This is a genomic window from Brytella acorum (assembly GCF_029309905.1).
Lineage (GTDB): Bacteria > Pseudomonadota > Alphaproteobacteria > Acetobacterales > Acetobacteraceae > Brytella > Brytella acorum.
On the sequence record NZ_JARBJP010000003.1, the window covers coordinates 312,258 to 338,700 of the forward strand.

Below are 26,443 nucleotides of genomic sequence, written 5' to 3' on the forward strand. Positions count from 1 at the left end.
ATGACGGACACACCCGCGCAGTTCGGCGTTCTCGGCGTTCAGGAGACGCGCGACTGGCCCGCACTGACACGCGAAGAAGTCGCCGCGGTGCTGGAACCCTACGGGCTGCCTCCCGTGGCCGGAGACGTCGCCTGGCACGGCCAGCGCCCGTTTTCCGCCACTGGCATCGTGCCGCTGGAAGACGGTCGGAATGTCTTTCTCAAACGGCATGATCTCCGTCTTCGCGACGCCACCGCGCTGGCTGAAGAACACGGTTTCGCGGACCATCTCGCCGCGAAAGATCTTCCGGTCTCACTCGCAAGCTTCACCCTCGCGGGCCAGCGGAGCGTGCAGAGAGATGGCTGGATCTACGAGGTCTATCCGGAACTTGAAGGCGACGATCTCTATCGCGACGTCCAGTCCTGGGGCGCTTTCCTGAGCGACGACGATGCCTACAACGCCGGAAAGACACTGGCGCTGCTGCACCTTGCCGCTGCGGATTACGACGCGCCTGCCCGTCCGCACCGCCCTCTGGTCTCCAGCTGCGGCTTGATCATCCGGCCCGATTTCGAAGCCGAACTCGAAGCGTGGGTGGTCGCGGAGCCGGGCCTTTCCGCCGCGCTGGAGGGCCGGGACTGGAAGGAAGAGGTCGCGCAGCAGACACGGCCGTATCGGAAGGCCCTCGAGCCTTATCTCGCCGATCTCACGCCATGCTGGGGCCATGGCGACTGGCATGGGTCGAATCTCGCATGGAAGGACGGCGCCGTATCCGGCATTTTCGATTTCGGCATGTCAGACCGGACCTTCGCGGCTTTCGACCTTGCCGTCGCCATCGAACGCAGCGCCGTGGCATGGCTGAATCTCGACGACCCCGACCCCGTGCGTTATGAGCAGCTCAGCGCCATGATGTTCGGGTATGAGTCATATCATCTTCTGACTCCGAGCGATTACGCGATGATGATCGGCTTCCTGCCGCTCGTACATGTCGAATTCGCGCTTTCGGAGGTCGCGTATTACGGCACGCTGCTGGGGGACAGGGCGGGTGCCGATGTCGCCTATGGCGATTATCTTCTCGGACATCTGCGCTGGTTCGGCAGCGATCCGGGCCGTGATCTGCTCGACTGGCTGGTCAACGAACTTCCCTGAAAGGAAGCGCGCCAAGAGGAAGCGTCCGCCATGTCGCCGATGGAAATTCTGGCCGCTGGTCTGAGCGCGCTCGGTGTCTGGCTCACGGCGCGGCGAAAGCTTCTGTGCTGGCCCGTCTCGCTTCTGGCGGCCCTGCTCTATGGCGTCGTCTTCTTCGACGCCCGCCTCTACGCCGACATGGCGTTGCAGGCCGTATTCGCTGCTTTTCTGCTCTATGGCTGGTGGCACTGGGCACGGAACGGGCGCAGGGCTGAGGGGGCGGTCTCCATCGTCACGCCGTCCCGGCTCCATCTGTCGGCCGCCGTGCTCGCCGGTCTGCTCGGTGGGCTGGCGTGGGGATGCGTTCTGGCAACATGGACCGACGATCCGGTCCCGTTCATGGATGCGGCGCTGAGCAGCGCCAGCATCGTGGCGCAGTTCTGGATGGCGCGGCGCTACCGTCTCTGCTGGGCAGCGTGGATCGTCATCGACGGGCTTTATGTCGGACTTTTCTGCACGCGCGGGCTGTATCTGACGGCCCTTCTCTACGGCCTGTTCGTCGGCCTCGCCTGGGATGGATGGCGACGCTGGCATAGCCGTTTATGGCGCTGACCCAAGTATCGACGCACGCAAAAGAAGCGATCAAGGACACTCAAAGTCGCCCCTTCTCAGGCCCGATCCGCGATCAGCCCCGCAACCAGTTCCGGATCAGCGACTTCCGCGTCATGAGGCACTGGGCGCGACAGATACTCCCATCCCGCCTTCTCTCTGGCACGCTGACGACTGGGCGCAATCGACTCCAGAGCAGGTTTTTCATACGCGACATAGGTGACCCGCAGGCCAGAGCCCGCAGGCTGGCGAAGTCGGACGGGCGTCTCGTACGTTCCGACCGGATGCGGACGCAGATGCCGCATGAACCAGTCTTTGGCTTCATTTTCGGGAAGAGGAACCGCCGATGCGTCGGGCACGGGAAATGCCACGCCGGCGCCATAGCGCGCGACAGCGGTCCGGCGTTCGCCCGCCAGATCGCCCGGCAGGAGTGCAAAGGCGTTTTCACCATCTTCCGGAATCAGCGCGTCCAGATAGATAAGGCGCCGAACGCGATCGCGCAGCCTGTCTGCCACACCCGTCACCACCATTCCGCCATAGGAATGGCCAACCAACGTGAAGTCCGTCAGTTCCAGCATGTCGATCATGTTGACGACGTCTTCAATGTGAACGTCGAGCGTGACCTCACGTGACAGCAGGTGGGATCGTTCGCCGACGCCGGTGAGAGTCGGGGTGAAGACCCTGTGTCCCCGCCTCTCAAGTTCCGGCGTCACGAACCGCCAGACCCAACCACCGCCAAACATGCCATGGACAAGCAAGATCGGGCGTCGCTCCAAGGATGCCCCTCGCGCAGCAGCCACCGGAAAAAGAGAAACGGTCGGAATGGCGGCAAGAAGAGAACGGCGATGCATCGGGAGACCCTTCATGGCTATAAGCTTCCCATGCTTCCACTCCCCACTCAGCCTCACAATCAGGCCACCCGCGTTATGTCAGAAACGTGACTGTGTCATCACATGGAGGGTCCGAAACATGCGCGTTTTTCGGCCCTGCTTCCGATCACGGATGGGCGCGTGACGACAGTCCCGCCAGCAGTTTCGAGATCGACCAGAATCTCAGACGCCATGGCGTCCTGTATCGTCTGGGCAGGAGGCTTGTATCCTGTCATTCATAGTCGTCACGACCGGCGAAACTGGAAAGACCCTTTCATGACGGACACGACCCGACGCCCTGGGGAACGCGACGACGAGACGCCCGACACCGGCGGATATGTCACGCTTTCCACCCGCATTGCCTATGCCAATCCATGGACGCGGCTGCGTGAGGATATCATCCGGCGGCCGAACGGGAAGGACGGGCTGTATGGCGTCGTGGAGCGCGGCGAATTCGTGGTGATCCTTCCGCTTGGCGAGGAGAACGGGACAAAAACGGTGACCCTCATCCGACAGTTTCGCTATCCCGTGCAGCGTCGCATGTGGGAGTTGCCCATGGGTATGTGGGAAACGCGCCCCGACGCCGAACCGGACGAGGTCGCCGCGGGCGAGTTACGCGAGGAAACCGGGCTTGTCGCCAACAAGATGGAGCATGTCGGCATCACCTATCAGGGCGCGGGTTACTCGACCCAGCGCGGGCATATTTATCTCGCAACCGGACTGACCCAGGGTCCGCGCGCGCTCGAAGCCACGGAAGAGGACATCACCTGCCACACGCTCCCGCTCGAGGAGGTGCGCCGCATGATCCGCGACAACGAAATAACCTGCATGGTGACGCTCGCTGTTTTCGCGGTGCTCGACGCCAGAGGATTACTCTGAAAATCACGACAACCGCCGCGTCGGCTATCACCGCCTTCAACGCATGACGAAATGGACCCGCATCGTATATTTCACCGCGACGGGAACATTGTTGCGCAGCGCTGGATTGATCGACGTGAGATAGTGTCCTTGACTTTTAGAATAAATATGTCGTATTATTTCAATAATATACGTAATTAAAAAATCTTAATGAAACACCCACTACAATCCGTAATAAATAGTCAAAAAAATGACATGAAATGCACTTGTCTATGAATGAAATTCCTGTTTCAGAAGGAGGAAGGGTAGTCGCCCTGTTTGGAACAACGTTTTATGCTTAAAGTCGTATTACCTTTCATAGCCCAGCCGCATCAGACGCTTCATTCGCTTCCCATAGGACTGGAAATGGCCGCCCGGAATCCGGATGTCGAAGTGCAGGTCGCCTGCATGACGGAACGCCATCTGGAATACGCCCGCACGCTGGCCGACTTCTATCCGGAGAGCAAGGTTTCGTATGAATTGTTGCGGATGCCTCAGCGTCTGCGGCGCAGGATCGAGGAAAAGGGACCCGGTCCGCTCGAAAAAATAGCCGTGCTGGCCATGAACCGCTCCTATTTCTCGCGGTTCAAGGGTATCGTCGTACCTGAGCGCACCTCTCTGTATCTCAAGCGCATGGGTGTCTGGAAACCACGTCTGGCATGGACCCGCCATGGTGCTGGTGACAGGGCGGTCGGTTTCGCAAAAGATACACGTCTGTTCGATTTTATTGTTCTATCCGGGAAGAAGATTGAAAAGCGTCTGCTTCAGCAGGGCGCCATTACACCCGGTCGGTATCATCGTGGCACTTATGCGAAATTCGATATCGTTCAGCGCATGAATCACGCGGCCCGACCGCTTTTCAGCAATGGCCGCCCGATCGTGCTCTATAATCCGCATTTTTCCTCACGCTTGTCTTCATGGGAGAAATTCGGCGATCAAATCCTCAGTTTTTTCGCACAACAGGATCGCTATAATCTGATCTTCGCGCCTCATATCCGCCTGTTCGATCGCGACAGAGAAGCTGGCGAGATCTTGCGGCAGCGTTTTTCAGGTTGTGAAAATCTGCTGATCGATCCGGGTAGCACGCGGAGCGTCGACATGACCTATACCATGGCGGCGGATCTTTATCTGGGTGATGTCAGCAGTCAGGTGGCGGAATTCATGATCCGTCCGCGCCCCTGTGTCTTTCTCAACGCTCATAATGCCCACTGGGAAAACGACAGCAATTACAGCTTCTGGCAGTTGGGCGAAGTACTGGACAACCCTGATCGCCTTGCGGATACGCTGGACAACGCATTTCTGATCCATCCGCAGTTCAAAAGCCGACAGACAGCCTATTTCTCTGAGACGTTCGAAGTGCCCGACAACCGGCCAACCGCGCCGGCAGCGGCGGACGCCATGGTGGATTATCTCCGCCGCTGCGCCTGAACAATCTGCTCTACGCGTTTTACGATGTCGTGCCCGGTGCTGTCGAAGTGTTCGGCGCTGAACCGTTCAAGCACTCGCTGACGCCCCGTTTGTCCCCATTTCGCCAGTCTGTCTGGCGCGCGGAGCAGTTTTTCAAACGCATCTGCCAAGGCTTGTGAATCGCGCGGTTGCACCAGAATTCCCATGCCTCCCGTGATGGTAAAGGGAAGTTCTCCGACTGCTGACGCAATGACAGGGAGGCCCGCCAGCATCGCCTCATGCGCCGCCAGACACAAGCCTTCCCAGAAGGAAGGCTGCACATAAGCGTGCAGGGTCGCCAAAAAATCTTTGGGATGCTCGATATAACCAGCGAGACGGACCGGCAGGTCATCTTGTGCGATCAGGGCTTCCAGATGGGCGCGTTCTTCGCCTTCTCCGGCGATCAGGACTTCAAAAGGCGGCAGGCCATTCTTCTGGCGCAGCCGCGCCAGAGCCTGACACAGAATATCGTAACCCTTGACCGGATGCAGACGTCCGAGTGAACCGATACGGACTGGCTGGCCCGCTTGCCACGGTGTCGCCAGAGGAACATCGGCATTCGCACGGAAGATCGGCCAGCAGGCGAGCTTCTCTGACGGGATTCCCAGCGTCTCACGGGTCGTTTTCTCGACACAGTGGGAATCCGCGATCCAGAGTGAGGTGCGGGACCGCAAGAGGCGCAGCATCCGAGCATTGGCTGGTTTGAGACGTGCTGAATGCTGCCAACTGATCACCGGGCAGTGTCGCCAAGCGCCTATCAGTTGTCCCATCAGGGTCGCGCGGGTCAGAGACGTCCAGATGACCGTTGGCGAAAATGCCTGAATCCGGCGCTTCAGCCAGGAAAATGCAGCCAGATGATCGCCAGGAGCGCCATCCCGGACATGCACGCGTAAGCCCTCCTGTTCCATCGGGGCAATGGCGCGTCCGTCGCGACGGCTAAGCGCGAAGATTTCGACATGATGCCCGCGTTCACGCATAATGCGGGTGACGGCGGGCACCGGCAGGGCCGCCCCGCCTCCTTCCACCGAGTTGATGATATAGGCGATCCTCACCGTGCCGTCCTTTGTTCCCACCATTGCCCGACATGGTGGCGGAGATCGATTCCGGCACGCGTGGGTACACTACGCAGGATGCGTTTTGCATCAATGAGCGTGACGTCGCCTGCGGCTGAGAGTGTATGCAGCCCTGCCGTAAAAGGATGTGCACTTTGTGGCGCAGCGATCCGACACCCTTCCTGAAAAATCATGGAGCGGTCAGGGGAAGTCGTAGTCGCGAGAAGACGGATCGCACCTCCATAGGTCCCGACGCAGTCCTGCATGGGAAGAATGAGCCGTCCATCCACGATCCGGGGTGTCCCACCCATACGGCTGCTTCCGGCTCCACGTCTCAGGGGTTGCGTGGAAACGTCCTCCCATTTGCCCATCAGCGTATCGGCCCGCGCCAGTCGAAGCGCGGCCATGCGATCGGATCGTGGTGTGGAGGGGGCGTAGAACATCCACCATGCACCTGCGGTAAAAATCGGCGAGGCATCGATTGCGGCATGGGGAAAGCGAAATTCGGGAACGACCTCCCACTCCCACGGGAAACGACGTGCCCGATACAGGGTCAGCTTTCCCGAGCGATAGGCTTCGGGCAGCATCCAGGTCTCGCCATCGGCCTCAAATACAAAGGGATAGGACAGGTGCCACGGTTCAGAAAGAACCCTTCCCTGCTGAAGAATTTCCAGTGCGTGATTCATAATCAGTAGATGAATCTCACCTTTGCGCGTTCGGTAATCATAATGTTCGACGAAGACATACAGTTTGTCGTCACGCCATATTCCGAACGGGTCCGCCAGGAAACGGTATCGACCCGGATTAGGAAGCCAGCGGATAGAGAACGGATCTAGGGAACCTGCGTGACAAATAGTGGAAAATCCGGCCCGCACGACGCCAACGCGCCAGATATCGGTTCTAAAGATGCTCATCGCCTATGGTTTAGCATGATTTTGGCGGGATGCGATTACGAATGAGCCTCCATATTGCTGGTGATGCTCCCCCGACACGCCCTCGGTTTGAAGTTAGGATTTGTGGTTACTCGTATGTCCTGTTGATGCGCTGACTGAACGTCTCTGGTGTCATGCCATTGAGGCCGGTGCGAGGCATGACGGCTTTAGGGTCAGCCCGTCACGCGCCAATGACCGTTCGAGCGTGGACGCTGTCACGGAACTGACGTTTGCTCAGGCATTCGTCCCGGAACCGACCGCTTTTGCTGCCAGGTCAGGGGCGCGTTTGAAGTCATCTTGGCGTCATGGTCACTGACGATCATCAGCGGTCAGTCGGGTGGGCGGCTGTTTCGCAAATGGAAACGCACAGCGAGATTCCGCACGCGGAATCATCGTGACGCACCCCGCACATTCCAAATAAATATAATATATATTAAAGTATTTATCATTGAATTCATCAATTATAATAAATATGAGTTTATAAATTTTTGATCTCCCGGATTATTTGTATAGAAATCCCTTTGAGTGATAGATCTGTTTTTTTTGCATCAATTAATGTCATATTTCCAATACTGGAAAGAGTGTGAACGCCTTCCGTGTAAGGGGCTAGCGACAACGGTATTTTGAGGGCCGGAGCGACTTCGCAACGAACTTGCTCTGGCGTGAGTATGTCAAATATGAGTGGTCGTATTCCCCCTCCGTAAGTTGATTCACAATCCTGTACCGGAAGAATGATGCTCCCGTCGGGAAAAGCGATAGGCGTCCCGCCAGGACGAGAAAATGATGGTCCTTTTTTTATAGGATTCGCCCTATGTCGAGTCCATTTGCCAGTTAGAGAATATGCGTAAGCAACGTGAAGCTCATGCTTTCTATCAGGCTTTTTAGTGGCCAACATATAAAATAGCCACCATATACCGTTATGAAAAAAAGGGGTGGCATCAACTGCAACGTCTTCACCCAAATCAATATCACATATTTTCATCCATTGATCAGGAAATATTTCTGCCTCATAAAGAGTCAATTTATTGTTTTTTGATGATTCTGGTAAAAGAAAATATTTTCCCTCATGCTCAAATACATAAGGATAAGAAAGGTGCCAGGCCTCAGAAAGAGCATTTACTCTCCTTATTAATTTAATATTTTCATCAAAAACAAAACACTCAATAATTCCCTTTCGTGATCTGTAATCGTAGTATTCTGCAAATACATATAAAAACTTACCTTTTACGATACCAAAAGGATCAGCCAAAAATGTATAAAAATTAAGATCTCCAGTAATATCAATACACTCAGATGGTAAAGATCCTGATTTTACGATTTTTTCCAGGCTTTTTTTTATCAGAAAAACTTTCCATATATCTTTACGTATCCCCATATTTCATACCTTCTGATTGTATCTTTTTATTGTACGGACGGCTTTAATATATAAATCTCCACCAATGTTTATACGATATCTGTCCAGTTTTTTAGAATCAAAGTCGATTTCCGAATAAAAATGAGAAAGCTCTTCTATAATAGCCTTAGAAAGTTTCAAAACATCGTCGACAGGGACAACCTTTCCAACCAATGTATTTAAAAATATATCACGAATAGCTGGAGTGCAATCGGTTGTCACGATACGGCAGCCAGCATCAAGAGCTTCTAGCAAGACTGCTCCGTACCCTTCTCGACGTGAAGATAAAACAAATAAAGAGTTTTCTTTCAAAAATGGAATAATATTAGAAACATATCCAAAAAGATGAACGTTATTTTGTAGTTGAAGAGTCTCTATTTGAAATTCAAGGGCAGATCGATCTTCACCTTCACCATAAATTGTTAGACGAGCTTCGGGATGCACGTTAACTACGAGACGAAACGCATTGATAAGCGTGTCAAAACCCTTCTGTTCTGTTAGACGTCCAGCTGCCATAACAGAATACGGTACGGCAGACGGAAGATCTGACAGCGGGAATGAACGCACTGGCAAGGCTGGGAGAGGAATAACAATAGTATCATCTCTTCCAAGGATAGCATTGCTTTGCTGTGCAGTGATTGGGTCCATTGCAACCACGACGTCACTTTTTTTCAGAAGAATTCTCATTCTGAAATTAAAAAGCTTTTGAAAAATTGGTTTTCTATTTGGTTTATAAATGAGGGAACTGATTTGAGAAACAATAATAGGTCTGGAAGATATGGGTATTTTCCCCAATCGATACGAAACGGGCCAATGGTAATTCCCGGGAACATAACAGAAATCGACAGGATTCAAGGTAAAATATTTCTGCGCAGCATACGCGAGAGTCTGAACAGAGTTCCTGCCCCGAACAATCACAGGAATAGACGTAACAATCTTGACTGTTTTAGAAACAAGGCCAAGCATCTGGCCATGCTCTCGACCACAAAAAACAGTCACATCATGCCCTTGCTCACTCCAGTAATTTGCTAATCTAATGGCGATTCGCTCCGAGCCACCCAGACTAAAATCATGAATGACAACACCAATGGTCAAAGAAAATATCACTGTCCCATAACCGTCTGATTAAACAAAAAAAACACTATACTATCTCGGAATATCTAATAAATTAGACCACTTTTGCAAAATTACTTCTTTACAAAATCGGCTGCTACTCTTGCTTATCGCCTGAGAAAATTTCTGCCTCAACTCGGAAGAAGCCATAAGTTGAATAAGTGCTTCTGCAAGCCCTTTAATATCCCCCTCCGGCACCAGACAACCACTTTCTCCATGAGCAATAATTTCAGCAGGACCAGTTTCGCAGTCAAAAGCCACAATCGGAATACCATAGGCAGATGCCTCCAGCAGGACCATTGGCAAGCCTTCATATCGCGATGATGAAACAATTATACCCGCATCTCTGTATAGATTTTCAATATTTTTTATAGGTGGAATAATACTCACACGCTGCATAGAAATAATTTTCTGTAATAATTTTGTATGTTCAGGGCCTTCACCTACAATCTCAAGAACCCACTCTGTCGATCTCCTATCTTTTTCAATCAATCTCCAAGCATCAAGAAGCCGATCAAAGCCTTTCTGCTTTGTTAATCGTCCCACCGCCATGACCTTGAGGGCTGAGGTCGAAAACATATTTGAAGCAGAAGGTGCCATATTGGGAATACAGGTTATCTGGGCCTTAGGACAAACTGCATCGGTCCATAATGTGCGATCACGTTCGGTCAAAGTAATAATATCGTCAGCCCAACGGGCAGCAACACGACGACCCCACCCACGCTTCTTCCTACCTAAAAGTACGTTAAAGTTGAAGTGTTCCCATACAATACTTCTCACTCCAACCATTCGCGCCGCAAGCACGGCGTAAAGCGCATGAGTACTCTCTACGATTACCAGAGCATCAAGTTGGAGATGCCTTATCAGATGGGCCAGACGAATGACCAGGCGAAACCATGAATTGAGAAGAGAAACAGGATGGGTAAATAAACATGAGCGCTTGATCCGCACATCAAGCGGATATGCAGGAACATCCACTGCAGACACTTCGATCAGATAAATCTGAGCTTTATCTACCAGTCCATTCATGACCGCGGAAACTGATCTTTCCGTCCCACCCATAAGATGAATATTATGAATGACAAAACCAATATTCATATATAATTCTTTAAAGACACTGATTTTCGTTATATGATAAAGGCTAAGTCAGCCTATGCATTATTTTTAAAAATATGTCAACTTTGACACAAAATGAGCTAAGTGGCTCGAAAAACTCTTTCCCTCGATCATACGAGAAGCACAGATCATTGATACCGCAAGATTTTTCGGCTATATTCTTTCGGGCATCATCGGGCTCCAAGCGACATCTGGCCAACGTTCTTTTGCAGACGATGAATGAGCCTAACAGACTCCTCCTCGGGTGATCATGTTTCTCATATCTTTTCCACCCATCTCAACGCGAGGGGTACGGCGCTAGAGCTTTGACACCCGGCCTTCTAAATCATTGATTTTCAAGGGAAAAATCGCTGGGGCGAACGACGGGGATCGAACCCGCGACAACCGGTACCACAAACCGGCGCTCTACCAACTGAGCTACGTCCGCCACACAGCGACGCCCCATTTAGAGAAAGCCGCCGCTCAAGTCCAGCCCCTTCTCACACTCTTTTTGCTGTGTCTGAAACGCGTGCGGCTCTGCTCGGGAGGCGCCTTCCTTGCGGTCCTACAAAGGCTTCCTTAAACTACTTCCGGCATTGCCACGTCGGGCCCGAATACGACGATCCTCCTGTCATGATCTCGTCGAAAGGTTTTCAACGCCGTGACGTTCACGCAATACCGCGCGCAGTGGTCCTATAATCCGCTACGTGAAGTGCTGGCCGGTATGGTCGGCACATTCGCCCTCATTCCCGAGGTCATCGCCTTTTCCTATATCGCGGGCGTATCTCCCGCCACGGCGCTTTACGCGTCCTTCGTCATCAGCGTGGCGATCTCGGTCACCGGCGGACGACCGGGCATGATTTCCGGCGCCGCCGGCTCGGTCGCACTGGTCACGGCCGCGCTCGTGCACGCTCATGGCGTGCAATACATGCTTGCCGCCACGCTGCTGGCAGGCGCGATGCAAATCCTGTTCGGGCTTTGCGGCCTGCATGTGCTGATGCGCTTCGTCTCGCGCGAAGTCCGCTCGGGCTTCGTCAACGCTCTGGCCATTCTGATTTTTTCAGCGCAGATCCCGCAGATGCTACACGTGACATGGCACACCTATGCGCTTATCGCTCTGGGGCTCGCCATCATCTATCTGCTGCCCAGAATCAGCACGACCATCCCGTCGCCCCTGATCTGCATCGTGGCTCTTACAGCCATCAGCCTGACATTTCCGATGCCGATCCATGTCGTCGCCGATCTGGGCGCGCTCCCCACAGGTTTGCCGGGACTGACTCTGCCTCACCTGCCGCTGACCTTTGAAACCCTCGCAATCGTCATGCCCTACGCTCTCGCAATGGCTTCTGTGGGCATGCTGGAATCCCTCATGACGTCCAGCGTGGTGGATGACATGACGGACACGCATGGTGCACCGCGCATGGAAGCGACCGGACTTGGCATCGCCAACATGATGGTCGGGTTGTTCGGCGGGATCGCGGGCTGCGGCATGATCGGCCAGACCGTGGGCAACCTGCGATATGGCGGTCGCGGACGTCTCTCGACGCTGACGGCGGGCGTCTTCCTGCTCATCCTCATGGTCGCCCTGCATCGCTATGTCGGGCAGGTGCCCATGGCGGCCCTCGTCGCCATCATGATCATGGTCTCGATCAGCACGTTTTCATGGCCTTCATTTCGTGAACTGATACGTCATCCGCGCCTTTCCAGCCTGACGATGCTCGCCACGGTCGTCGTCGTCGTAGCGACACATAACCTTGCCGCGGGTGTCGCGGTCGGCGTTCTGCTCAGCGGCGTCTTTTTCGCCTGGCGCGTGACCGGCATGCTGAAAGTCGAAAAGCATACGAGTGGCAGCGCGGATCTCTATCTCGTCAGGGGACAGGTCTTTTTCGCATCCGCCGACCTTTTCTACGACGCCATCGATTTTCAGACCGCATCCAAAGTGGTGGCTATCGCCCTGAACGAAGCTCACTTCTGGGACGTTACGTCCGTCGAGACCCTTGAGAAAATCATCGGGAAGCTTCGCGACCGTGATATCGAGGTTTCCGTCGAGGGTCTCAATATCACCCAGCATGGCGTCCTGCGCCTGTCATCCGAACCCCTCCTCGCCCTCTGAAGGCGGGAAACCAGCAACATCAGTCCAGAGTTCGAGCCATGACACTCGTCAATGTCCGCGCTGCCCGTGCCGAAGACGCGGGCGACATCGCCGCCATCTACGCGTTCGAAGACGTCGTCGCCTACACGGCACAACTCCCGTACCGGGATGCAACATTCTGGCGCGATTTCTACCGCACCCGTGATCCCGATGCGGTCGAACTCGTCGCGGAAATCGAGGAGCGCGTCGTCGGTCATCTCGGGATGATCCTCAACCGTGCGCCACGCCGCAAACACGTCGCCACCTTTGGGATCTGCGTGCATCCCCGCGTCCACGATCAGGGTATCGGCAGCGCATTGCTGCGCGAGATGCTCAACATGTCCGATAACTGGCTCAACGTCCTGCGACTGGAACTCAGCGTCGCGTCGGACAACACGCGCGCAATCGCCCTTTATGAGCGCTTCGGATTCGAGCGCGAGCATGAATCGCGTTTCGCCATTTTCACGCGCGGACGCTACATGCACACGACGCACATGGCTCGCTTCCATCCCACATGGAAGGACGGCATGGGCAACGGCAACCCTCCCCCCGCCACACCATCCGCGTAGACGGCCACCGGCCCCACGCCACATTACAGGAAAACGGCTTTTCGTACCGTGCGTAACCGCGCATGTTAACCGACCTTACGACATCACTGCCGGAGCCGCACCATGACCGACAAACCGTCCTATACGCCCCCGAAAGTCTGGACGTGGAACCAGCCAAGCGGAGGCACCTTCGCCAGCACCAACCGTCCGATCGCCGGGCCGACCCATGAGAAAGAACTGCCGGTCGGTCGACATCCCCTTCAGCTTTATTCGCTGGGCACGCCCAACGGTGTAAAAGTCACGATCATGCTCGAGGAATTGCTGGCTCTCGGCCATGAAGGCGCGGAATACGATGCCTGGCTCATCCGTATCGGCCAGGGCGACCAGTTCGGCAGCGGGTTCGTCGCGATCAATCCCAACTCGAAAATCCCCGCGATGGTCGATCACAGCGAACCAAAGCCGGTCCGCGTTTTCGAATCAGGCTCCATTCTCCTCTATCTCGCCGAGAAGTTCGGAGCTTTCCTGCCCACCGATCGGGCGGGACGGACCGAATGCCTTAACTGGCTGTTCTGGCAGGTTGGCAGTGCACCGTATCTGGGCGGCGGCTTTGGGCATTTCTTCGCCTATGCGCCGGAAAAGATCGAATATGCCATCGACCGTTTCGCGATGGAGGCCAAGCGGCAGCTGGACGTTCTGGATCGTCAACTGGCGAAAACACCCTATATCGCGGGCGACGACTACACGATCGCCGACATGGCCATATTTCCCTGGTACGGCGGTCTGGCCAAAGGCTGGTCTTATGACCGCGCCGCCGAGTTCCTGAACGTGCAGGAATATTCCCACCTGCAACGCTGGGCCGATGAGATCGCGGAGCGCCCGGCTGTGCGTCGCGGCCGCATGGTCAACCGCCTCTCGGGAGATCCGGCCAGCCAGTTGCATGAGCGGCACGACGCCTCGGATTTCGAGACCCGGATGCAGGACAGGATCGGCGGCACATCCTGATCGGAATGCCTCAGCCAGCCTGTCGGGCAGGTTGCACGCGCCGCCCGTAGGTCTTGGTCAGGATGACGCCTGCCATGACGATGACCCCGCCGACCAACGTCCGGAGCGTCGGGATCTCATGGGTGAGAATGAAAGCCAGGATCATGGTGACGGGGGGCAGCAGATAGAGAAGGATCGCGCCCCGCGTCGCACCGAGATGGCCAATGACGAAAGCCCAGGCGGCATAACCGAAAGCCGCCGGAAAAATCCCTAATTCCAGCACCGAGAGTTTCCCGGCCGTGGACGCCTGCGCAAAACCCGCCAGCCCTTCCGGCAACCACGGAGAGAGAAGCAGCGCGCCGGAAATGAGCACGTAAGCGATCGTCGGCAGTGCACCGTAACGATGAATCAGGCCTTTCTGCAGGATGGTATACAGCGCCCCGCAGACTGCGGCTCCAAACACCAGCGTCGCCCCCGAACCGAAGGACAGGCCGCCCACCTGCTCTTCGGCAATCAGCACGACGCCGCAGAAACTCAGGACGGAGCCAGCCCAACCCCAGCCGGACATCCGCTCGCCGAGGAACACCATGGCAAGCAGCCCCGCCATGAGCGGCGCCGCGCTGATCAGCAGGCTGGCCGCGCCAGCGGATACCGTGACTTCACCGCAGTTGAAGAGAATATTGTAAAGCGTGATACCGACCAGACCACAGGCCAGAATTTGCGCAACATCGCGCCGTCGCGGCAAAGGCGGCTTCTTCCACGCCAGCCACGCCACCGCCAGAACGGCGGCGACAGCGTAACGATCCGCCGCCAGCGGTATCGGCGACAGATCGTGCAACGCGATGCGCACGACCGGATAGGCACTGGCCCATGACGTAATCGCGATGGTCACGAAAAATGGCAGTAAACGTTCGATCCTGTGCCTCATTGCAGGAACGTAGCAAGGAACTCCAATGAATGAGATGGGAAGCCACCGCATGGCGGCCATGCAGGACCGGCAGGAGGATTATTTGAAGCTGGCATGCAGTTTTCGCCTTCATGTCGGTCGTTCCGCCTCTCATTCCCGGCACTCCGAAGCGGACATTATTTGAACCCGAGAGCGACCCAGAGGTAGAATATTAAATTCAACCAGCAGACAATTCGCTACCGCCCGCACAGTTCATAGGCAGTGGCAGAATGACCGCCTCAGATTCCGCTCACCAAGTCTAAATTCGTATTTGCCTGAGGATCCAATGCGTCGATGAATTCGGCCTTGACCAGCGATATGGTGGACAGGACAATCAAAGAATCCCGCTGAAGGTAATTTCAATGAGCGACATTAAGAGCGGATGGTGGCTTTTTGATCCCGCTGCACGTAAAATTACTCATTCCGTCACAGGCCAGACACTATCCTTTAGCAACATAGCGGCAACGCTGCCGGGAATCGTGCCGGTGACGAACAAGACGCGGCAATGGATGCTGTTCGTTTACGAAGACTCCGATCTTACCTGCCCACTCCTCATTGAATGGCGAAAATTCAATACTGGAGATGGTAAATGGTTAGTCAATTGGCGCGTCGATTACGCACGAACCGCCAGGCTACACGACCAGGAACAGAAAAAATATAAGGCAGCGAAGATTGGTCAGATGTCTTACGCGATATGGAAACGTCTCGATGAGTTCCTGATCGATGCTCTGCCATTCTGGGGGGCAGCCAACGGTCTCGGTCCTGCGCCCGTCTTTATAGCCTTTAACGCCGGGTGGATGAACGGTTCCTGGACCGAGGCGTTCTATCGGGTATCTGGAAAAGCCCCCGAATACCCTTACAATAGAGGGTTTGTGAACAACGTTGTCTTCCAAACTCCTGTTTCCATTCCCCTGGACCTGACGCCGCCCTCACCATGGCGGATCGCCCCCACCGGGAGCTTTACGCCGGTATTGGATGCCAATCTGCCTGCCGCTCTCAGAGAAGAGGTTGCATCCGCACTACAGGCGCGTCCCTGTCTCGTCGCGGGCGATGGCGAGCGTTATCTGGTCGGACTGCCTATCTCGGTCGATGATGTGAGGACATCCTCGGCGAGGATATTTTATTGCGATTCCGATCTGGCGACCGACATGGTTCTGTTCGGCTTGCACGGACAGCAGGACAATGCGGCACGATCACCTCCACCATGGTCTATTGAATTCGCTCCCAGAACAAGCGTTCTTTTCGACCGACGGTTGGGGGGGGCGGTATCTTGCCCCCAGTACAGGAAAGAAGATCCGGGCGGATTCGTCTTCGATGCGATTTATGCGCCGCTGTCGATCGAACGCAAGCTCGCCGACTTCTGTCGCGATGGGCTGCTATTCGATCGGCAGAAGGAGTGGACGCCCTTTGGTGACGCCATGACCACAGGGGGCTGCTCGGAGGTGCGCCTAGAAAGTCATTGCGTAGGCGGCACAGAATCCCGACCAAATCTCGACGCCGCAGTCTCTTTGGACGATCCGCTCGTCTGGTGGGGAGGAACGCTGCGTTCAGTGTTCGACGAGACCAGCGACGACGGCATCCTGCACGGTCGTGCGTCGGTCATGATCGGTGCGTTTTGGGAATACGATCCGCCCTCTACAACACTCTGGCGCCGACTTACAGGACAGAGCCTGTCGCTCGTCGGACGCGATCCCGATCGTGCACTGAGCTTTCTCTACCGGGATCCAGATGGTGAGTATCCTCTTCGCGTCGTCCAGGAGCGCATATTAGACACCGGTTCGATAAGATTCCTCTGGACGTTGGATCATGTGCGCTCTGCCGCGTTGTGGCGCGCGCGTGAAGAAATGGGCGATCTGGCCGTTCCTTACGGGCTCTGGCGACGCGTCGACGATTGCGTTATCGATGCGCTGCTGTGTTGGCCGGACACGGAGGAAATCGGGCAGAAGCCCGTTGGACTCAAGATCTCCGGTGGCTGGTTCAACGGCGCGTGGCTACCGGCGCTCCGCCGCTATGTAAACCCCGTTAGACGTGACTCGGTTATCGGCAAATCTGCGGCCCATGCGCCCTTCGTCGAACGACTGGATGCCGTGGCCCCGTCGTGGATCTATATCGACGCACCCGTGACGGTCGATGCTCCCATTCGGCTGTCAGGGGAGGTGAAGTTGGACAGGAGCCGGTTCTATCTGCCGGAATCTGCGGAATTGTCCGGATTTGAAGGAAGGATGCCGGCCATGCGGCGGAACGACGGTGGCGCGGTGGTTCTCCCGTCGGAAAGCGGGAGCTACCTGCTCTGTGGAGTAGATTATCGCCCGATCGCACAGTTTCTTTATGCCGACGAAAATGCTTTTTTTTACCTCGCAGGGGACCCCTTCGACCGAAAGACAATGAAGTTCGATCTGCACAGACTGTTCAATGTCGGCACGCGGCGCGCAAGCGTCTCAGGTCACCCCGATATGCGCTTTGCAGAGGATTATATACCCACCTCCCGCCTACATTCAGATGATTTGATCCCGGCGCCAGCGCTATTACAACGGGCGCGAAACGCCTTACTCGATGCGATGCTGGTCTGGCCAGGAACTTCCTCGCGGTTGCGCGACGAACCTGGCAAATACGAATCCTTCGGGACAAGATCCGGTCGCCCCGACTATGAACACAGTGGGGTATCTCTCTCGAAATTTGGCAACGTAACAGTGGAAAGCGGATATATTGGAGGATGCTTCAGTCAAGACCTTAAGGTGAGTGCCTGGATCGAAACCGATTGAGCCTCAGAATCATTCCGTGGAAAGGGGGCAGCGTTTCTGTCCGTGCCACAGGGCTATTTGCGCGGTCGGACGCAAAACTCTGAAGCTTGTCGAGATCGTTGGGTACGTCAGATTTCAGTTGAGTGTGCCTCAGAGCCGACATTCCGCAGTCCCCCCGAAGCTACCCAACCGCCCACAAAAAAAACGGTCGGCAAACGATGCCGACCGTCCTTCATACCTCAGCGCCATAGCGCCCTGATTTATGCGGTCGGCAGACGCCAGCCAGTCGCGGGGCGATCGAAGTGCCCGAGAATGTCGTGATCCGGCGTGTTCGTCAGATCCTTGTCTTCCGCGACAATGACCTTGGCCGCCACGGCCTTCGTCAGATGCGTGCGGATCTCATGAAGCACATGGCCCGGAGCCGTCAGAACGAGACCAGCCAGAACCGTGTCCTTTTGAAACGCCTCGTTGATCTGGCCCGCTACGTCATGCGCGAAATGCTGCTTGAGTTGCACATGCGGGTCGGATTTCGGTTCCTTGACGGAGCCGACTTCCGCCTCGGCGTTCGTGCCCTTGCTGTGAACGTCGAATTTGCTCACCGTGCGGAGCTGACCGCCGTCGTAACGAAGGAAGCGGGCTTTTTCGCCGTCGCATACGGCGTAAAGAACAGGCTCATGAGTCGCCATCGTCATTCTTTCCATTCACGAACATCAAGCCGTCACATCCATGACGGCTGCCTCGTGCCCGGTGCACGAAAGCATGCCCCAGACATGGGACCGCACGACGGCCAAAGCAACCCGAAGCGAGATTTTTCCTCTTCTTTCCAAGATCTTCCCTTACCGGCCCGTTCAACGTCGGCCATCCCGATCAGTCGCGAAGCGGCAGGGCCAATGCTTCCGCCAGCACATGCCACGTTGCCCGATCGGGCGCATAGAGCAGACCGCCCTCAGGACTGGCGAGATCGTAGGGCCGACCGTCGAGCCGGGCGCCATATCCACCCGCTTCATGCAGGATCAGCCAGCCGGGCAGATGATCCCAGGGCAGGCTGCGCGTATAAAGCTGGAAATGTCCCCGCCCGTCGGCTGTCAGCAGATATTCATGCGCCGCACATCGGAAGTCCCACAACGCCGCCACCCTTCGCAGCGTCGATACCGCATGTTCGGGGTCCAGAGAGCGCATGTTGCGCCAGGCGGCCTTGCCCGTCAGGCGTTCGATCGGCGCGGCCCCGCACACCCGAAGATCGCGGAGTTTTTCCCCGTCCCGGTCCATCCACGCGCCGCCCCCGCGCAAGGCAACGGCCGCCTCGCCGCTTATCGGATCGAGGATGACGCTTGCAATCGGTTGTCCGTAAGACACGACCGCCATCATGACCGCAAAGAGCGGCACACCCGCCGCGAAATTCGACGTGCCGTCAATCGGATCGATCGCCACAGCAAGCGGCGCGCTGCTCAGGGCGCCTCTGACGGCCGACCCCTGTGAACACGCCTCTTCCCCGACAATCACGGCTTCGGGCCAGAGATCGCGAAGCCGACCGGCAATCAGACGTTCCGCTTCTTCGTCAGCGATCGTCACGAGATCAAGGCAACTGGTCTTGGTCTGAACGTCACCGGCGCCGAGGCGGCGGAAACGGGGAAGAATGACGTCACGCGCGGCCTCACGCGCAATGGCCACCAGATGCGCCAGTTCCGCGGAGGTCACGACGGCTTCGGTCGGTGTCATGTCCCAGTTCCTTTCCTGCCGCGTCCCTCACGATCCGCGGACGGGCCCGTCAATTGCCCGCATTCTGCGGCGCAACGATGTCCCGCCTCGAAAAATGCGCTCGCAGAGCGCCGATGCGCCGTCACGCGGCCTGCGGCAAGGTCTCCATGTCGATCACGAAGCGATATTTCACGTCCGAGCCGAGCATGCGCTGATAGGCCGTCTCGATTTCATCCATACGGATCATCTCGATATCGGCCGTGATCCCGTGCTCGCCGCAGAAATCCAGCATTTCCTGCGTTTCGGGAATGCCGCCGATGAGAGATCCGGCGAAGCTGCGGCGGCCCATGAGCAGACCGAAAACACTGACGGGCAAGGGCTCTTCCGGCGCGCCGACCTGCACCAGCGTGCCGTCCAGCTTCAGAAGCGCGATATAGGCGTTGATGTCATGCTGGGCCGCGACCGCGTCCAGAATGAAGTCGAACCGGCCCTGTTCGGCGGCCATCGCCTCGGCGTCGCGTGAGATCACGACGCGATGCGCGCCGAGACGCAGACCGTCCTGCACCTTGCCGGGCGATGTGGTGAACAGCGTCACCTCCGCGCCAAGCGCGGCGGCGAGTTTCACGCCCATATGCCCAAGGCCGCCCAGTCCGACGATACCGACACGCTGCCCTGGGCCGACCTTCCAGTGGCGCAGGGGAGACCATGTCGTGATGCCCGCGCAAAGCAGCGGGGCGACGGCGGCGAAATCCAGATTGTCGGGCACTTTCAGGACGAAATCCTGATCGACCACGATCGCCCGGGAATAACCGCCAAACGTGTGCCCGCTCCCGTCCGCTTCGGGACTGTTATAGGTGAAACGCGCGCCCGATTGACAGTATTGCTCCAGCCCCGCCTTGCAGGCTTCGCATTCCCGGCAGGAATCAACCATGCAGCCGACGCCGACGCGATCGCCGATCCTGTGGCGCGTCACATCCGCCCCGACCGCCGAAACGACGCCCACGATTTCATGCCCCGGCACACAGGGAAAAACCGTATTGCGCCATTCATTGCGTGCCTGATGCAGGTCGGAGTGACAGACGCCGCAATAGCGGATGTCGATCTTCACGTCTCTGGGACCGGGTTCACGACGCTCGAAGCTGAAGGGCGCGAGCGTGGAGTCAGCGGAAGCGGCTCCGTATCCAACACATGCAAACATTCTATCGTCTCCTTGTTCTCAACACCTGACAAGGCGTCGGACGGGCACGCGGCAGTCAGTCCTGGTCAACTCCTACGAGCGTTCCAGGATAGAGCCCTTCAAAACGGGCGCGATCTTCTTCGAAAAGCCGGACCTCAAGCGTAATATCACGCTCCCGGTCGCAGCGTTCCAGAACTTCTCCGTGTGCGTACAGCCATGCGAGCGCCGCGCCGTCGGTCACGTCCAGCCGTACATGGGACAGAATCATCGTCGCGGTCATTTTCGCGTCGAGAGCGGAGAAAAGATCCGCCATGCCCTGCCCGGTGATCGCGGAAATCACCACGCTACCGGGACTGCGCTCCACGGCTTCGACACCGCCCAGCAGATCGGCCTTGTTGAGTACCTCGATGCAACGATCGGGCCAGTTCGCGTCCAGCATGCCGTCTCGCGCCATGCCCGTCAGCACGTTGATCACATCCGCGCGCTGGGCCGCCGAGTCCGGGTGCGCCACATCGCGCACGTGGAGAATGATATCGGCTTCGGCGACTTCCTCGAGCGTCGCACGGAAGGCCGCGACCAGTTCCGTCGGCAGTTCACTGATGAATCCCACCGTATCGGAAAGAATGACGCGACGCCCCGACGGCAGTGTCACGCCGCGCATCGTCGGATCCAGCGTCGCAAAAAGCTGGTCCTGCGCGTGAACGGCCGCACCCGTCAGGGCGTTGAAGAGCGTCGATTTACCCGCGTTCGTGTAACCCACGAGCGCCACGACGGGAAATGGCACCTTCTTGCGGGCCGTGCGATGCAGACCGCGCGTCCGGCGAACCTGTTCGAGTTCCTTGCGCAGCTTGACGAGCCGCTCGTCAAGCATGCGGCGATCCGCCTCCATCTGCGTCTCGCCGGGGCCGCCGAGGAAGCCGAAACCGCCGCGCTGGCGCTCGAGATGGGTCCAGAGACGCACGAGCCGGGAACGCTGGTATTCGAGATGAGCGAGTTCCACCTGCAACACGCCCTCACGCGTCGCGGCGCGGGCGCCGAAAATATCGAGAATAAGTCCGGTCCTGTCCAGAACCTTGCAGTTCAGGGCGCGCTCGAGGTTGCGCTGCTGTCCGGGAGAGAGTCTGGAATCGACGATCATGACCTTGACGTCGTCCTGTCGCACCATCTCGGCCAGCTGCTCGACCTGCCCGCTTCCGAACAGGGTCGATGGCCTGACGGCGCGGATGCTGAGAACGGCCTGCCGCACAATGACCAGTCCGATGGAGGCCGCGAGGCCGACGGCCTCCTCAAGACGCGCCTCCGCCGCGCGAAACTCGTCATGCGGCGTGGGCCGCTCCCATGGAAGAATGACCGCGGCGCGTGTCGCCGGAGGAACGGTGCTGGTCGTGCCCAAACTCAAGAATACTCCCGAAGCCGAATGCGGCCGTAACTATGCGTGGTCTAGCCGGAAACCGCATCTTCCGCCTGTTCCACGCTTTCGTCGAACAGACCTACGGGCGCGACCGGCATGATCGTGCTGATGGCGTGCTTATACACCAGTTGTGTATGACCGTCGCGGCGCAGGATGATGACCTGGGCGTCAAACCAGGGAATGATGCCCTGAAGTTTCACGCCGTTGACCAGAAAAACCGTCACGGGCGCGTGCATGCTCCGCAGTTGGCCAAGAAAGACATCCTGGACGGCGGCACCGGGGGGATGCTCGCGTGACACGGCGTTCTGGGTTGTTCTTGTGTTGTTGCTCACGGTGAGGCCTTCGGTATCAGTTGTGCTTTTTTCGGAGTCGGACGCTTTCAGCGAACCCGTACTCATGCACAACGCAACCGGAGATGATCAGGCTTCATGTCCGGTACGAAATCAGCGCGCAAATTCATTCAAATCATCAGATTACGACGCTACGCGCTCTTCCTGCGTCACGCCGAGCTGCTTGAGTTTGCGATGCAGGGCGCTGCGCTCCATCCCGACGAAATTGGCCGTCCTGCTGATATTGCCGCCGAACCGCAGCAGCTGAACCTGGAGATACTGGGTTTCGAACAGGTCGCGCGCCTCGCGCAGAGGCAGGCTCATGACATCGGACTGCGCGTTGAGCCTGGCCATCGAAGGCGCGCTGTCGCTCAGATCCGGCGGCAACATATCCGCGCGGATCGGCTCGTTGCCGCCCGGCATCATGATGAGCAACCGCTCCATCAGATTGCGCAGCTCACGAACGTTCCCGGGCCACTCATAGGCCTGCAGCGCCGCCATGGCATCCACGGAAAGCTCGCGAATGGCCATGCCTGAGTTCTCGGCGTATCGCTGGACAAAATGCTGGGCCAGCGCGGGAATATCCTCGCGCCGTTCACGCAGGCTCGGCACGCGCAGCGGCACGACAGCGAGACGGTAATAGAGATCCTCACGGAATCGGCCCTGCAGGATCTCCGCCTGAAGATCACGGTTGGTCGTCGCCAGCACGCGCACATCGACCTTGACCCGCGCGCCTCCGCCCAGACGCTCGAACGCCTGATCCTGCAAGACCCGCACGATCTTGCCCTGCGTTTCCATCGGCATGTCGCCGACTTCATCGAGCAGCAGCGTACCGCGGTGGGCACGTTCCAGAACGCCCGTGCGACGCATCGCGCCGTCCGCCTGCCCCTCGAAACCGAAAAGCTCTTCTTCAAAACGTGCCGGCGCCAGCGTCGCGCAGTTGAGGATCACAAAAGGACCGTCAGCGCGCCGGGAACGCGCGTGGATCATCCGCGCCGCCACTTCCTTGCCCGCCCCGGCGGGACCCGTGACCAGAACCCGGGACCCGGTTGGCGCAACGCGGTCGATCTGCTGGCGCACCGCCGTAATGGCAGAGCCTTTCCCGAAAAGAGAGGTCTCGATACCGGTACGCAGACGCAGCTCCGCGTTCTCACGCGCCAGTTTCGCCGCCTCGATCGCCCGGCGCGCAACGACCACCAGACGGTCGACCTGAAAAGGCTTCTCGATAAAGTCGTAGGCGCCAAGCTGAAGGCTGGACACGGCCGTCTCGATGGTGCCGTGACCGGAAATCATGACAACCGGGACGGACGGATCCTCGGCCTTCATGGCCTTGAGAACCTCGATCCCATCCATTCTGGAGCCTTGCAGCCAGATGTCGAGCACAACGAGAGACGGACGACTTTCATGGAACGCCGCGAGGGCCTGATCCGAATTGCCTGCCGTGCGTGTTCTGTAACCTTCGTCGCCCAGAATACCCTCGACCAGCAGTCGGATGTCGGGCTCGTCGTCGACGATCAGGATTTCATGTTCCATCTGTCATCCCCATCGGCGCTTCATGCGGCTCCGACCTCGTCCCGCGCCGTCGTCTCGGTCGGGTCGGCGACCGGCACGGTCAGGATGCCAACGGCACCCTTTCCCTCGACCCGGTCTTCGAGGCGTATGCTTCCCCCGTGATCTTCCATGATTTTCTTGACGATCGCGAGGCCAAGCCCCGTACCTTTGGGCTTATGTGTCACATAAGGCTCGGTCAGACGATGACGATCCGCCGAAGGCAGACCGATCCCGTCATCCGTCACTGTCAGAACCGCGTCTTGCCCGTCGACATGCAGCGCGACCGCGATATGACCGCGCACATTCACAGGCAGATGTCCGCCTCCATGATCATTCAGAACGTTGCTCACAACGCCACCATCCCCCTCTTTGGGCGTCATGGCAATGGCATCCGCCGCGTTCTGTAGCAGGTTCGTGATCGCCTGCCCGACCAGACGCCGGTCGCATCGCACTTTCGGACCATGGAGCGGCAGCGCCTCCGTGAGAAAAACGATCTCGGGATGCGCATTGCGTTGAAGGATAAGCGCCTCGCGCACGATCCGTGAGAAGTCCTCGTCGCGCAAAACCGGCTGCGGCATGCGCGCGAAGGCCGAGAACTCGTCAACCATGCGACGAATGTCGCCAACATGACGCACGATCGTGTCGACACACTGTCCGAACGTATCGGGATCGCTGCTGATTTCGCGCATGAAGCGTCTCTTGAGACGCTCGGCCGCGAGCTGGATCGGGGTCAGCGGGTTCTTGATTTCATGCGCGATGCGCCGCGCCACATCCGCCCAGGCCGCCTTGCGTTGCGCGGACACCAGGGCCGTGATGTCGTCAAACGTCACTACATAACCCTCGATGCGATCGCCACGGTGCTCGGCCGCGACCCGCACCAGCAGCGTGCGACCGCTGGCGCCGACGGTCGGACCATCTCCAAGGGCCGAGCCCGCGCGTTCGGCATCGATCTGGATTTCAGCCGTACTGACGTGGTCCGGAGCCAGCCGCGCCGCCTCGATGAGAACCTCAAACTCGGGCACGCTCTGACGCAGGCTGCGACCGATCGCGGCACCCAGGTCACGATGCAGCACGCGGGACGCCGCACGGTTGGGCAGTTCGATCACCTCATTGCGATCCAGCCCTATGACCCCCGCCGAAACGCCACCCAGCACGATCTCCATGAAACGGCGACGTTCGTCGAGCTGATCGTAGGCCGACATCAGTTCCGAACGCTGGGCATCGAGCTGGTCCGTCATGCGATTGAACGCGCGCGAAAGCGTCGCCACCTCGTCGTCGCGCCCGTCGCTGCGACCGCGCATCTCGGGCACGCGAACGCTCAGATCACCCTCGCTGACCCGTCTCGCCGCCAGAATCAGCAGTCCGAGCGGTCGGGCGATCTGATTTGCAAGTGTAAGTCCGGTCAACATACCCACGACGAGCACGAGCATCGCGAGTAGGCCAAAGATCAGGACGAAGGCGTACTGTATCCGCGCGCGATTGGCATTGAGGCGTTCATATTCCGCGACGACCTCGTCGGTCAGCCGCGTATGCTCCAGAATTTTGGGATCCACAGGTCGGGTGATGACCAGCATCAGACCCGAGGTCTGTCCAATATTCGCCACAGCCCGCACCGTGCTTTCGTCCGGACTGTCGAGGATCGCAATGTCGCCCGCGCGCGCAAGATCGGTCGCCGCCCGTGGCGGCAGGTCGAGCGCGCCGCCACCGATCCGCCGCGCCTCGAGCCCCCCCGCCGCCGTCACCTTGTGCGTCGCCGGGTCGAACACGATGGCCTCGTTCAGCCCCCGTTCGGTGGCTTCCGTATCGAGAATGGTGCCAAGGCGCTCGGGGTCGTGAAACAGGTCATCGGAACCGGAGCCGCGAAAAACGTCGTCATTCTCTTCGGTGATGAGGTTATTGGCGATCGCATAGGCGTCGGAACGGATGTTCTCGTTATGCTCCTGCAGATATCCCGCCGCCACCGCCCGCGCCTCGGTGAGAGCCGTATTCACGCGGTTGGAAAACCAGATCTGAATTCCGAAATGAAAGAACAGCGCCGCCAGCACGCCGACGACCACCGTCGGTGCGATCGCCACCACGCCGAACAGCGTGATCAGCCGCAGATGCAGGCTCGCTCCGGCCAGCCCGGAGCGCCGCTCGCCCAGCATGCGTCCGACACGTCCCGTCACGACCGCGGCAAGGCACATCAGGACGATGAAATCAAAAAGGAAGATGGTCGCCTCGACCTGCGGACGATGGGCGAGGGACATGCCCCCCGCCAGGACGACGAACGTCACAAACCCGAGACAAAGCGCGACAATCACGAGCATCAGCGCCGTGTTCATCGACGCGACACGGGCCAGAAACCGGGCGGTCAGCGTCCCGCCCGACTTCTCGGCAATGCCTCCCCTCAGGCGGAAGAGGAGCCGCTTCATCGCTCT

General features: G+C 57.8%; 22 protein-coding genes and 1 tRNA gene. 8 read left to right on the forward strand and 15 right to left on the reverse strand.

The features are described 5' to 3' along the window. Positions 1-1,125, forward strand: coding sequence for a phosphotransferase enzyme family protein (locus PWM43_RS07925; protein ID WP_289841956.1), 1,125 nt, complete (start codon positions 1-3; stop codon positions 1,123-1,125). Positions 1,126-1,155: 30 nt separating this feature from the next. Beyond that, a complete protein-coding gene (pnuC, locus tag PWM43_RS07930; RefSeq protein ID WP_289841957.1) occupies positions 1,156-1,716 on the forward strand; it encodes a nicotinamide riboside transporter PnuC in 561 nt (186 codons plus the stop codon). 56 nt (positions 1,717-1,772) lie between these two features. Here the strand turns inward: pnuC and PWM43_RS07935 are convergent, their stop codons facing one another. Beyond that, positions 1,773-2,579, reverse strand: a complete 807-nt coding sequence (locus PWM43_RS07935; RefSeq protein WP_289841958.1) for an alpha/beta hydrolase — start codon at positions 2,577-2,579, stop codon at positions 1,773-1,775. 279 nt (positions 2,580-2,858) lie between these two features. Between PWM43_RS07935 and PWM43_RS07940 the strand changes: the two genes are divergently transcribed. Together PWM43_RS07940 and PWM43_RS07945 are read left to right on the forward strand one after the other, a co-directional pair. Beyond that, positions 2,859-3,461: an NUDIX domain-containing protein gene (locus PWM43_RS07940; protein ID WP_289841959.1), complete on the forward strand. Its 603-nt coding sequence runs from the start codon at positions 2,859-2,861 to the stop codon at positions 3,459-3,461. Between the two features lie 312 nt (positions 3,462-3,773). Continuing rightward, positions 3,774-4,907, forward strand: coding sequence for a sensor domain-containing protein (locus tag PWM43_RS07945; RefSeq protein ID WP_289841960.1), 1,134 nt, complete (start codon positions 3,774-3,776; stop codon positions 4,905-4,907). Here the strand turns inward: PWM43_RS07945 and PWM43_RS07950 are convergent. The 6 genes from PWM43_RS07950 to PWM43_RS07980 all read right to left on the reverse strand — a co-directional run bounded on the left by PWM43_RS07950 (position 4,886) and on the right by PWM43_RS07980 (position 10,958). Beyond that, a complete protein-coding gene (locus tag PWM43_RS07950; RefSeq protein ID WP_394356052.1) occupies positions 4,886-5,977 on the reverse strand; it encodes a glycosyltransferase family 4 protein in 1,092 nt (363 codons plus the stop codon). The two genes, PWM43_RS07945 and PWM43_RS07950, sit on opposite strands and share 22 nt — an antisense overlap. Continuing rightward, positions 5,974-6,891 carry a glucosamine inositolphosphorylceramide transferase family protein gene (locus PWM43_RS07955; protein ID WP_456304628.1) on the reverse strand — a complete coding sequence of 306 codons (918 nt, stop codon included), beginning with the start codon at positions 6,889-6,891 and terminating at the stop codon, positions 5,974-5,976. The genes PWM43_RS07950 and PWM43_RS07955 overlap by 4 nt, the downstream gene beginning before the upstream one ends. A 496-nt stretch (positions 6,892-7,387) precedes the next feature. After that, positions 7,388-8,284 carry a glucosamine inositolphosphorylceramide transferase family protein gene (locus PWM43_RS07965; protein WP_289841963.1) on the reverse strand — a complete coding sequence of 299 codons (897 nt, stop codon included), beginning with the start codon at positions 8,282-8,284 and terminating at the stop codon, positions 7,388-7,390. 3 nt (positions 8,285-8,287) lie between these two features. Next, on the reverse strand, positions 8,288-9,397 hold the full coding sequence (locus PWM43_RS07970) for a glycosyltransferase (protein WP_289841964.1): 1,110 nt from the start codon (positions 9,395-9,397) through the stop codon (positions 8,288-8,290). A gap of 51 nt (positions 9,398-9,448) precedes the next feature. Continuing rightward, a complete protein-coding gene (locus PWM43_RS07975) occupies positions 9,449-10,513 on the reverse strand; it encodes a glycosyltransferase family 4 protein (RefSeq protein ID WP_289841965.1) in 1,065 nt (354 codons plus the stop codon). Between the two features lie 369 nt (positions 10,514-10,882). Next, a tRNA-His gene (locus PWM43_RS07980) sits at positions 10,883-10,958 on the reverse strand. 213 nt (positions 10,959-11,171) lie between these two features. Here PWM43_RS07980 and PWM43_RS07985 point away from each other — a divergent pair. From PWM43_RS07985 to yghU, 3 genes are all read left to right on the forward strand, one after another. Further along, positions 11,172-12,623 (forward strand): SulP family inorganic anion transporter, encoded by a 1,452-nt coding sequence (locus PWM43_RS07985; protein ID WP_289841966.1) that lies wholly within the window; start codon positions 11,172-11,174, stop codon positions 12,621-12,623. A 38-nt stretch (positions 12,624-12,661) separates the two neighbouring features. Further along, positions 12,662-13,210 (forward strand): GNAT family N-acetyltransferase, encoded by a 549-nt coding sequence (locus PWM43_RS07990; protein WP_289841967.1) that lies wholly within the window; start codon positions 12,662-12,664, stop codon positions 13,208-13,210. A gap of 102 nt (positions 13,211-13,312) precedes the next feature. After that, a complete protein-coding gene (gene yghU, locus PWM43_RS07995) occupies positions 13,313-14,191 on the forward strand; it encodes a glutathione-dependent disulfide-bond oxidoreductase (RefSeq protein WP_289841968.1) in 879 nt (292 codons plus the stop codon). Between the two features lie 10 nt (positions 14,192-14,201). Here the strand turns inward: yghU and PWM43_RS08000 are convergent, their stop codons facing one another. Then, positions 14,202-15,098, reverse strand: coding sequence for a DMT family transporter (locus PWM43_RS08000; RefSeq protein WP_289841969.1), 897 nt, complete (start codon positions 15,096-15,098; stop codon positions 14,202-14,204). 380 nt (positions 15,099-15,478) lie between these two features. Here PWM43_RS08000 and PWM43_RS08005 point away from each other — a divergent pair, with 380 nt between their 5' ends. After that, entirely contained in the window at positions 15,479-17,878 is a 2,400-nt protein-coding gene (locus PWM43_RS08005) for a hypothetical protein (protein ID WP_289841970.1), read from the forward strand. Positions 17,879-18,117: 239 nt separating this feature from the next. Here PWM43_RS08005 and PWM43_RS08010 read toward each other — a convergent pair whose 3' ends face one another. The 7 genes from PWM43_RS08010 to PWM43_RS08040 all read right to left on the reverse strand — a co-directional run bounded on the left by PWM43_RS08010 (position 18,118) and on the right by PWM43_RS08040 (position 26,437). Continuing rightward, positions 18,118-18,543: a host attachment protein gene (locus PWM43_RS08010; RefSeq protein ID WP_289841971.1), complete on the reverse strand. Its 426-nt coding sequence runs from the start codon at positions 18,541-18,543 to the stop codon at positions 18,118-18,120. Between the two features lie 181 nt (positions 18,544-18,724). Further along, the gene (locus tag PWM43_RS08015; protein WP_289841972.1) at positions 18,725-19,576 is read right to left on the reverse strand and encodes an inositol monophosphatase family protein; all 852 of its coding nucleotides are present in this window, start codon (positions 19,574-19,576) and stop codon (positions 18,725-18,727) included. 121 nt (positions 19,577-19,697) lie between these two features. Next, positions 19,698-20,753: an NAD(P)-dependent alcohol dehydrogenase gene (locus tag PWM43_RS08020; protein ID WP_289841973.1), complete on the reverse strand. Its 1,056-nt coding sequence runs from the start codon at positions 20,751-20,753 to the stop codon at positions 19,698-19,700. Between the two features lie 55 nt (positions 20,754-20,808). Then, on the reverse strand, positions 20,809-22,131 hold the full coding sequence (gene hflX / locus PWM43_RS08025; RefSeq protein ID WP_394356053.1) for a GTPase HflX: 1,323 nt from the start codon (positions 22,129-22,131) through the stop codon (positions 20,809-20,811). Positions 22,132-22,172: 41 nt separating this feature from the next. Then, positions 22,173-22,442 carry an RNA chaperone Hfq gene (gene hfq, locus PWM43_RS08030; RefSeq protein WP_289842039.1) on the reverse strand — a complete coding sequence of 90 codons (270 nt, stop codon included), beginning with the start codon at positions 22,440-22,442 and terminating at the stop codon, positions 22,173-22,175. A gap of 174 nt (positions 22,443-22,616) precedes the next feature. After that, positions 22,617-24,005 (reverse strand): nitrogen assimilation response regulator NtrX, encoded by a 1,389-nt coding sequence (gene ntrX / locus PWM43_RS08035; protein ID WP_289841974.1) that lies wholly within the window; start codon positions 24,003-24,005, stop codon positions 22,617-22,619. A gap of 20 nt (positions 24,006-24,025) precedes the next feature. Then, positions 24,026-26,437, reverse strand: coding sequence for a sensor histidine kinase NtrY-like (locus PWM43_RS08040; RefSeq protein ID WP_289841975.1), 2,412 nt, complete (start codon positions 26,435-26,437; stop codon positions 24,026-24,028). Positions 26,438-26,443: the final 6 nt, after the last annotated feature.

Coding starts and splice junctions, on each gene's coding strand:
- PWM43_RS07955 (WP_456304628.1), bottom strand. CDS start 6,891: ATGAGCATCTTTAGAACCGATATCTGGCGCGTTGGCGTCGTGCGGGCC.
- PWM43_RS07990 (WP_289841967.1), top strand. CDS start 12,662: ATGACACTCGTCAATGTCCGCGCTGCCCGTGCCGAAGACGCGGGCGAC.
- PWM43_RS07940 (WP_289841959.1), top strand. CDS start 2,859: ATGACGGACACGACCCGACGCCCTGGGGAACGCGACGACGAGACGCCC.
- pnuC (WP_289841957.1), top strand. CDS start 1,156: ATGTCGCCGATGGAAATTCTGGCCGCTGGTCTGAGCGCGCTCGGTGTC.
- PWM43_RS08010 (WP_289841971.1), bottom strand. CDS start 18,543: ATGGCGACTCATGAGCCTGTTCTTTACGCCGTATGCGACGGCGAAAAA.
- PWM43_RS07945 (WP_289841960.1), top strand. CDS start 3,774: ATGCTTAAAGTCGTATTACCTTTCATAGCCCAGCCGCATCAGACGCTT.
- PWM43_RS08005 (WP_289841970.1), top strand. CDS start 15,479: ATGAGCGACATTAAGAGCGGATGGTGGCTTTTTGATCCCGCTGCACGT.
- ntrX (WP_289841974.1), bottom strand. CDS start 24,005: ATGGAACATGAAATCCTGATCGTCGACGACGAGCCCGACATCCGACTG.
- yghU (WP_289841968.1), top strand. CDS start 13,313: ATGACCGACAAACCGTCCTATACGCCCCCGAAAGTCTGGACGTGGAAC.
- PWM43_RS08040 (WP_289841975.1), bottom strand. CDS start 26,437: ATGAAGCGGCTCCTCTTCCGCCTGAGGGGAGGCATTGCCGAGAAGTCG.
- PWM43_RS08015 (WP_289841972.1), bottom strand. CDS start 19,576: ATGACACCGACCGAAGCCGTCGTGACCTCCGCGGAACTGGCGCATCTG.
- PWM43_RS07965 (WP_289841963.1), bottom strand. CDS start 8,284: ATGGGGATACGTAAAGATATATGGAAAGTTTTTCTGATAAAAAAAAGC.
- PWM43_RS08020 (WP_289841973.1), bottom strand. CDS start 20,753: ATGTTTGCATGTGTTGGATACGGAGCCGCTTCCGCTGACTCCACGCTC.
- PWM43_RS07925 (WP_289841956.1), top strand. CDS start 1: ATGACGGACACACCCGCGCAGTTCGGCGTTCTCGGCGTTCAGGAGACG.
- PWM43_RS08000 (WP_289841969.1), bottom strand. CDS start 15,098: ATGAGGCACAGGATCGAACGTTTACTGCCATTTTTCGTGACCATCGCG.
- PWM43_RS07935 (WP_289841958.1), bottom strand. CDS start 2,579: ATGAAGGGTCTCCCGATGCATCGCCGTTCTCTTCTTGCCGCCATTCCG.
- PWM43_RS07975 (WP_289841965.1), bottom strand. CDS start 10,513: ATGAATATTGGTTTTGTCATTCATAATATTCATCTTATGGGTGGGACG.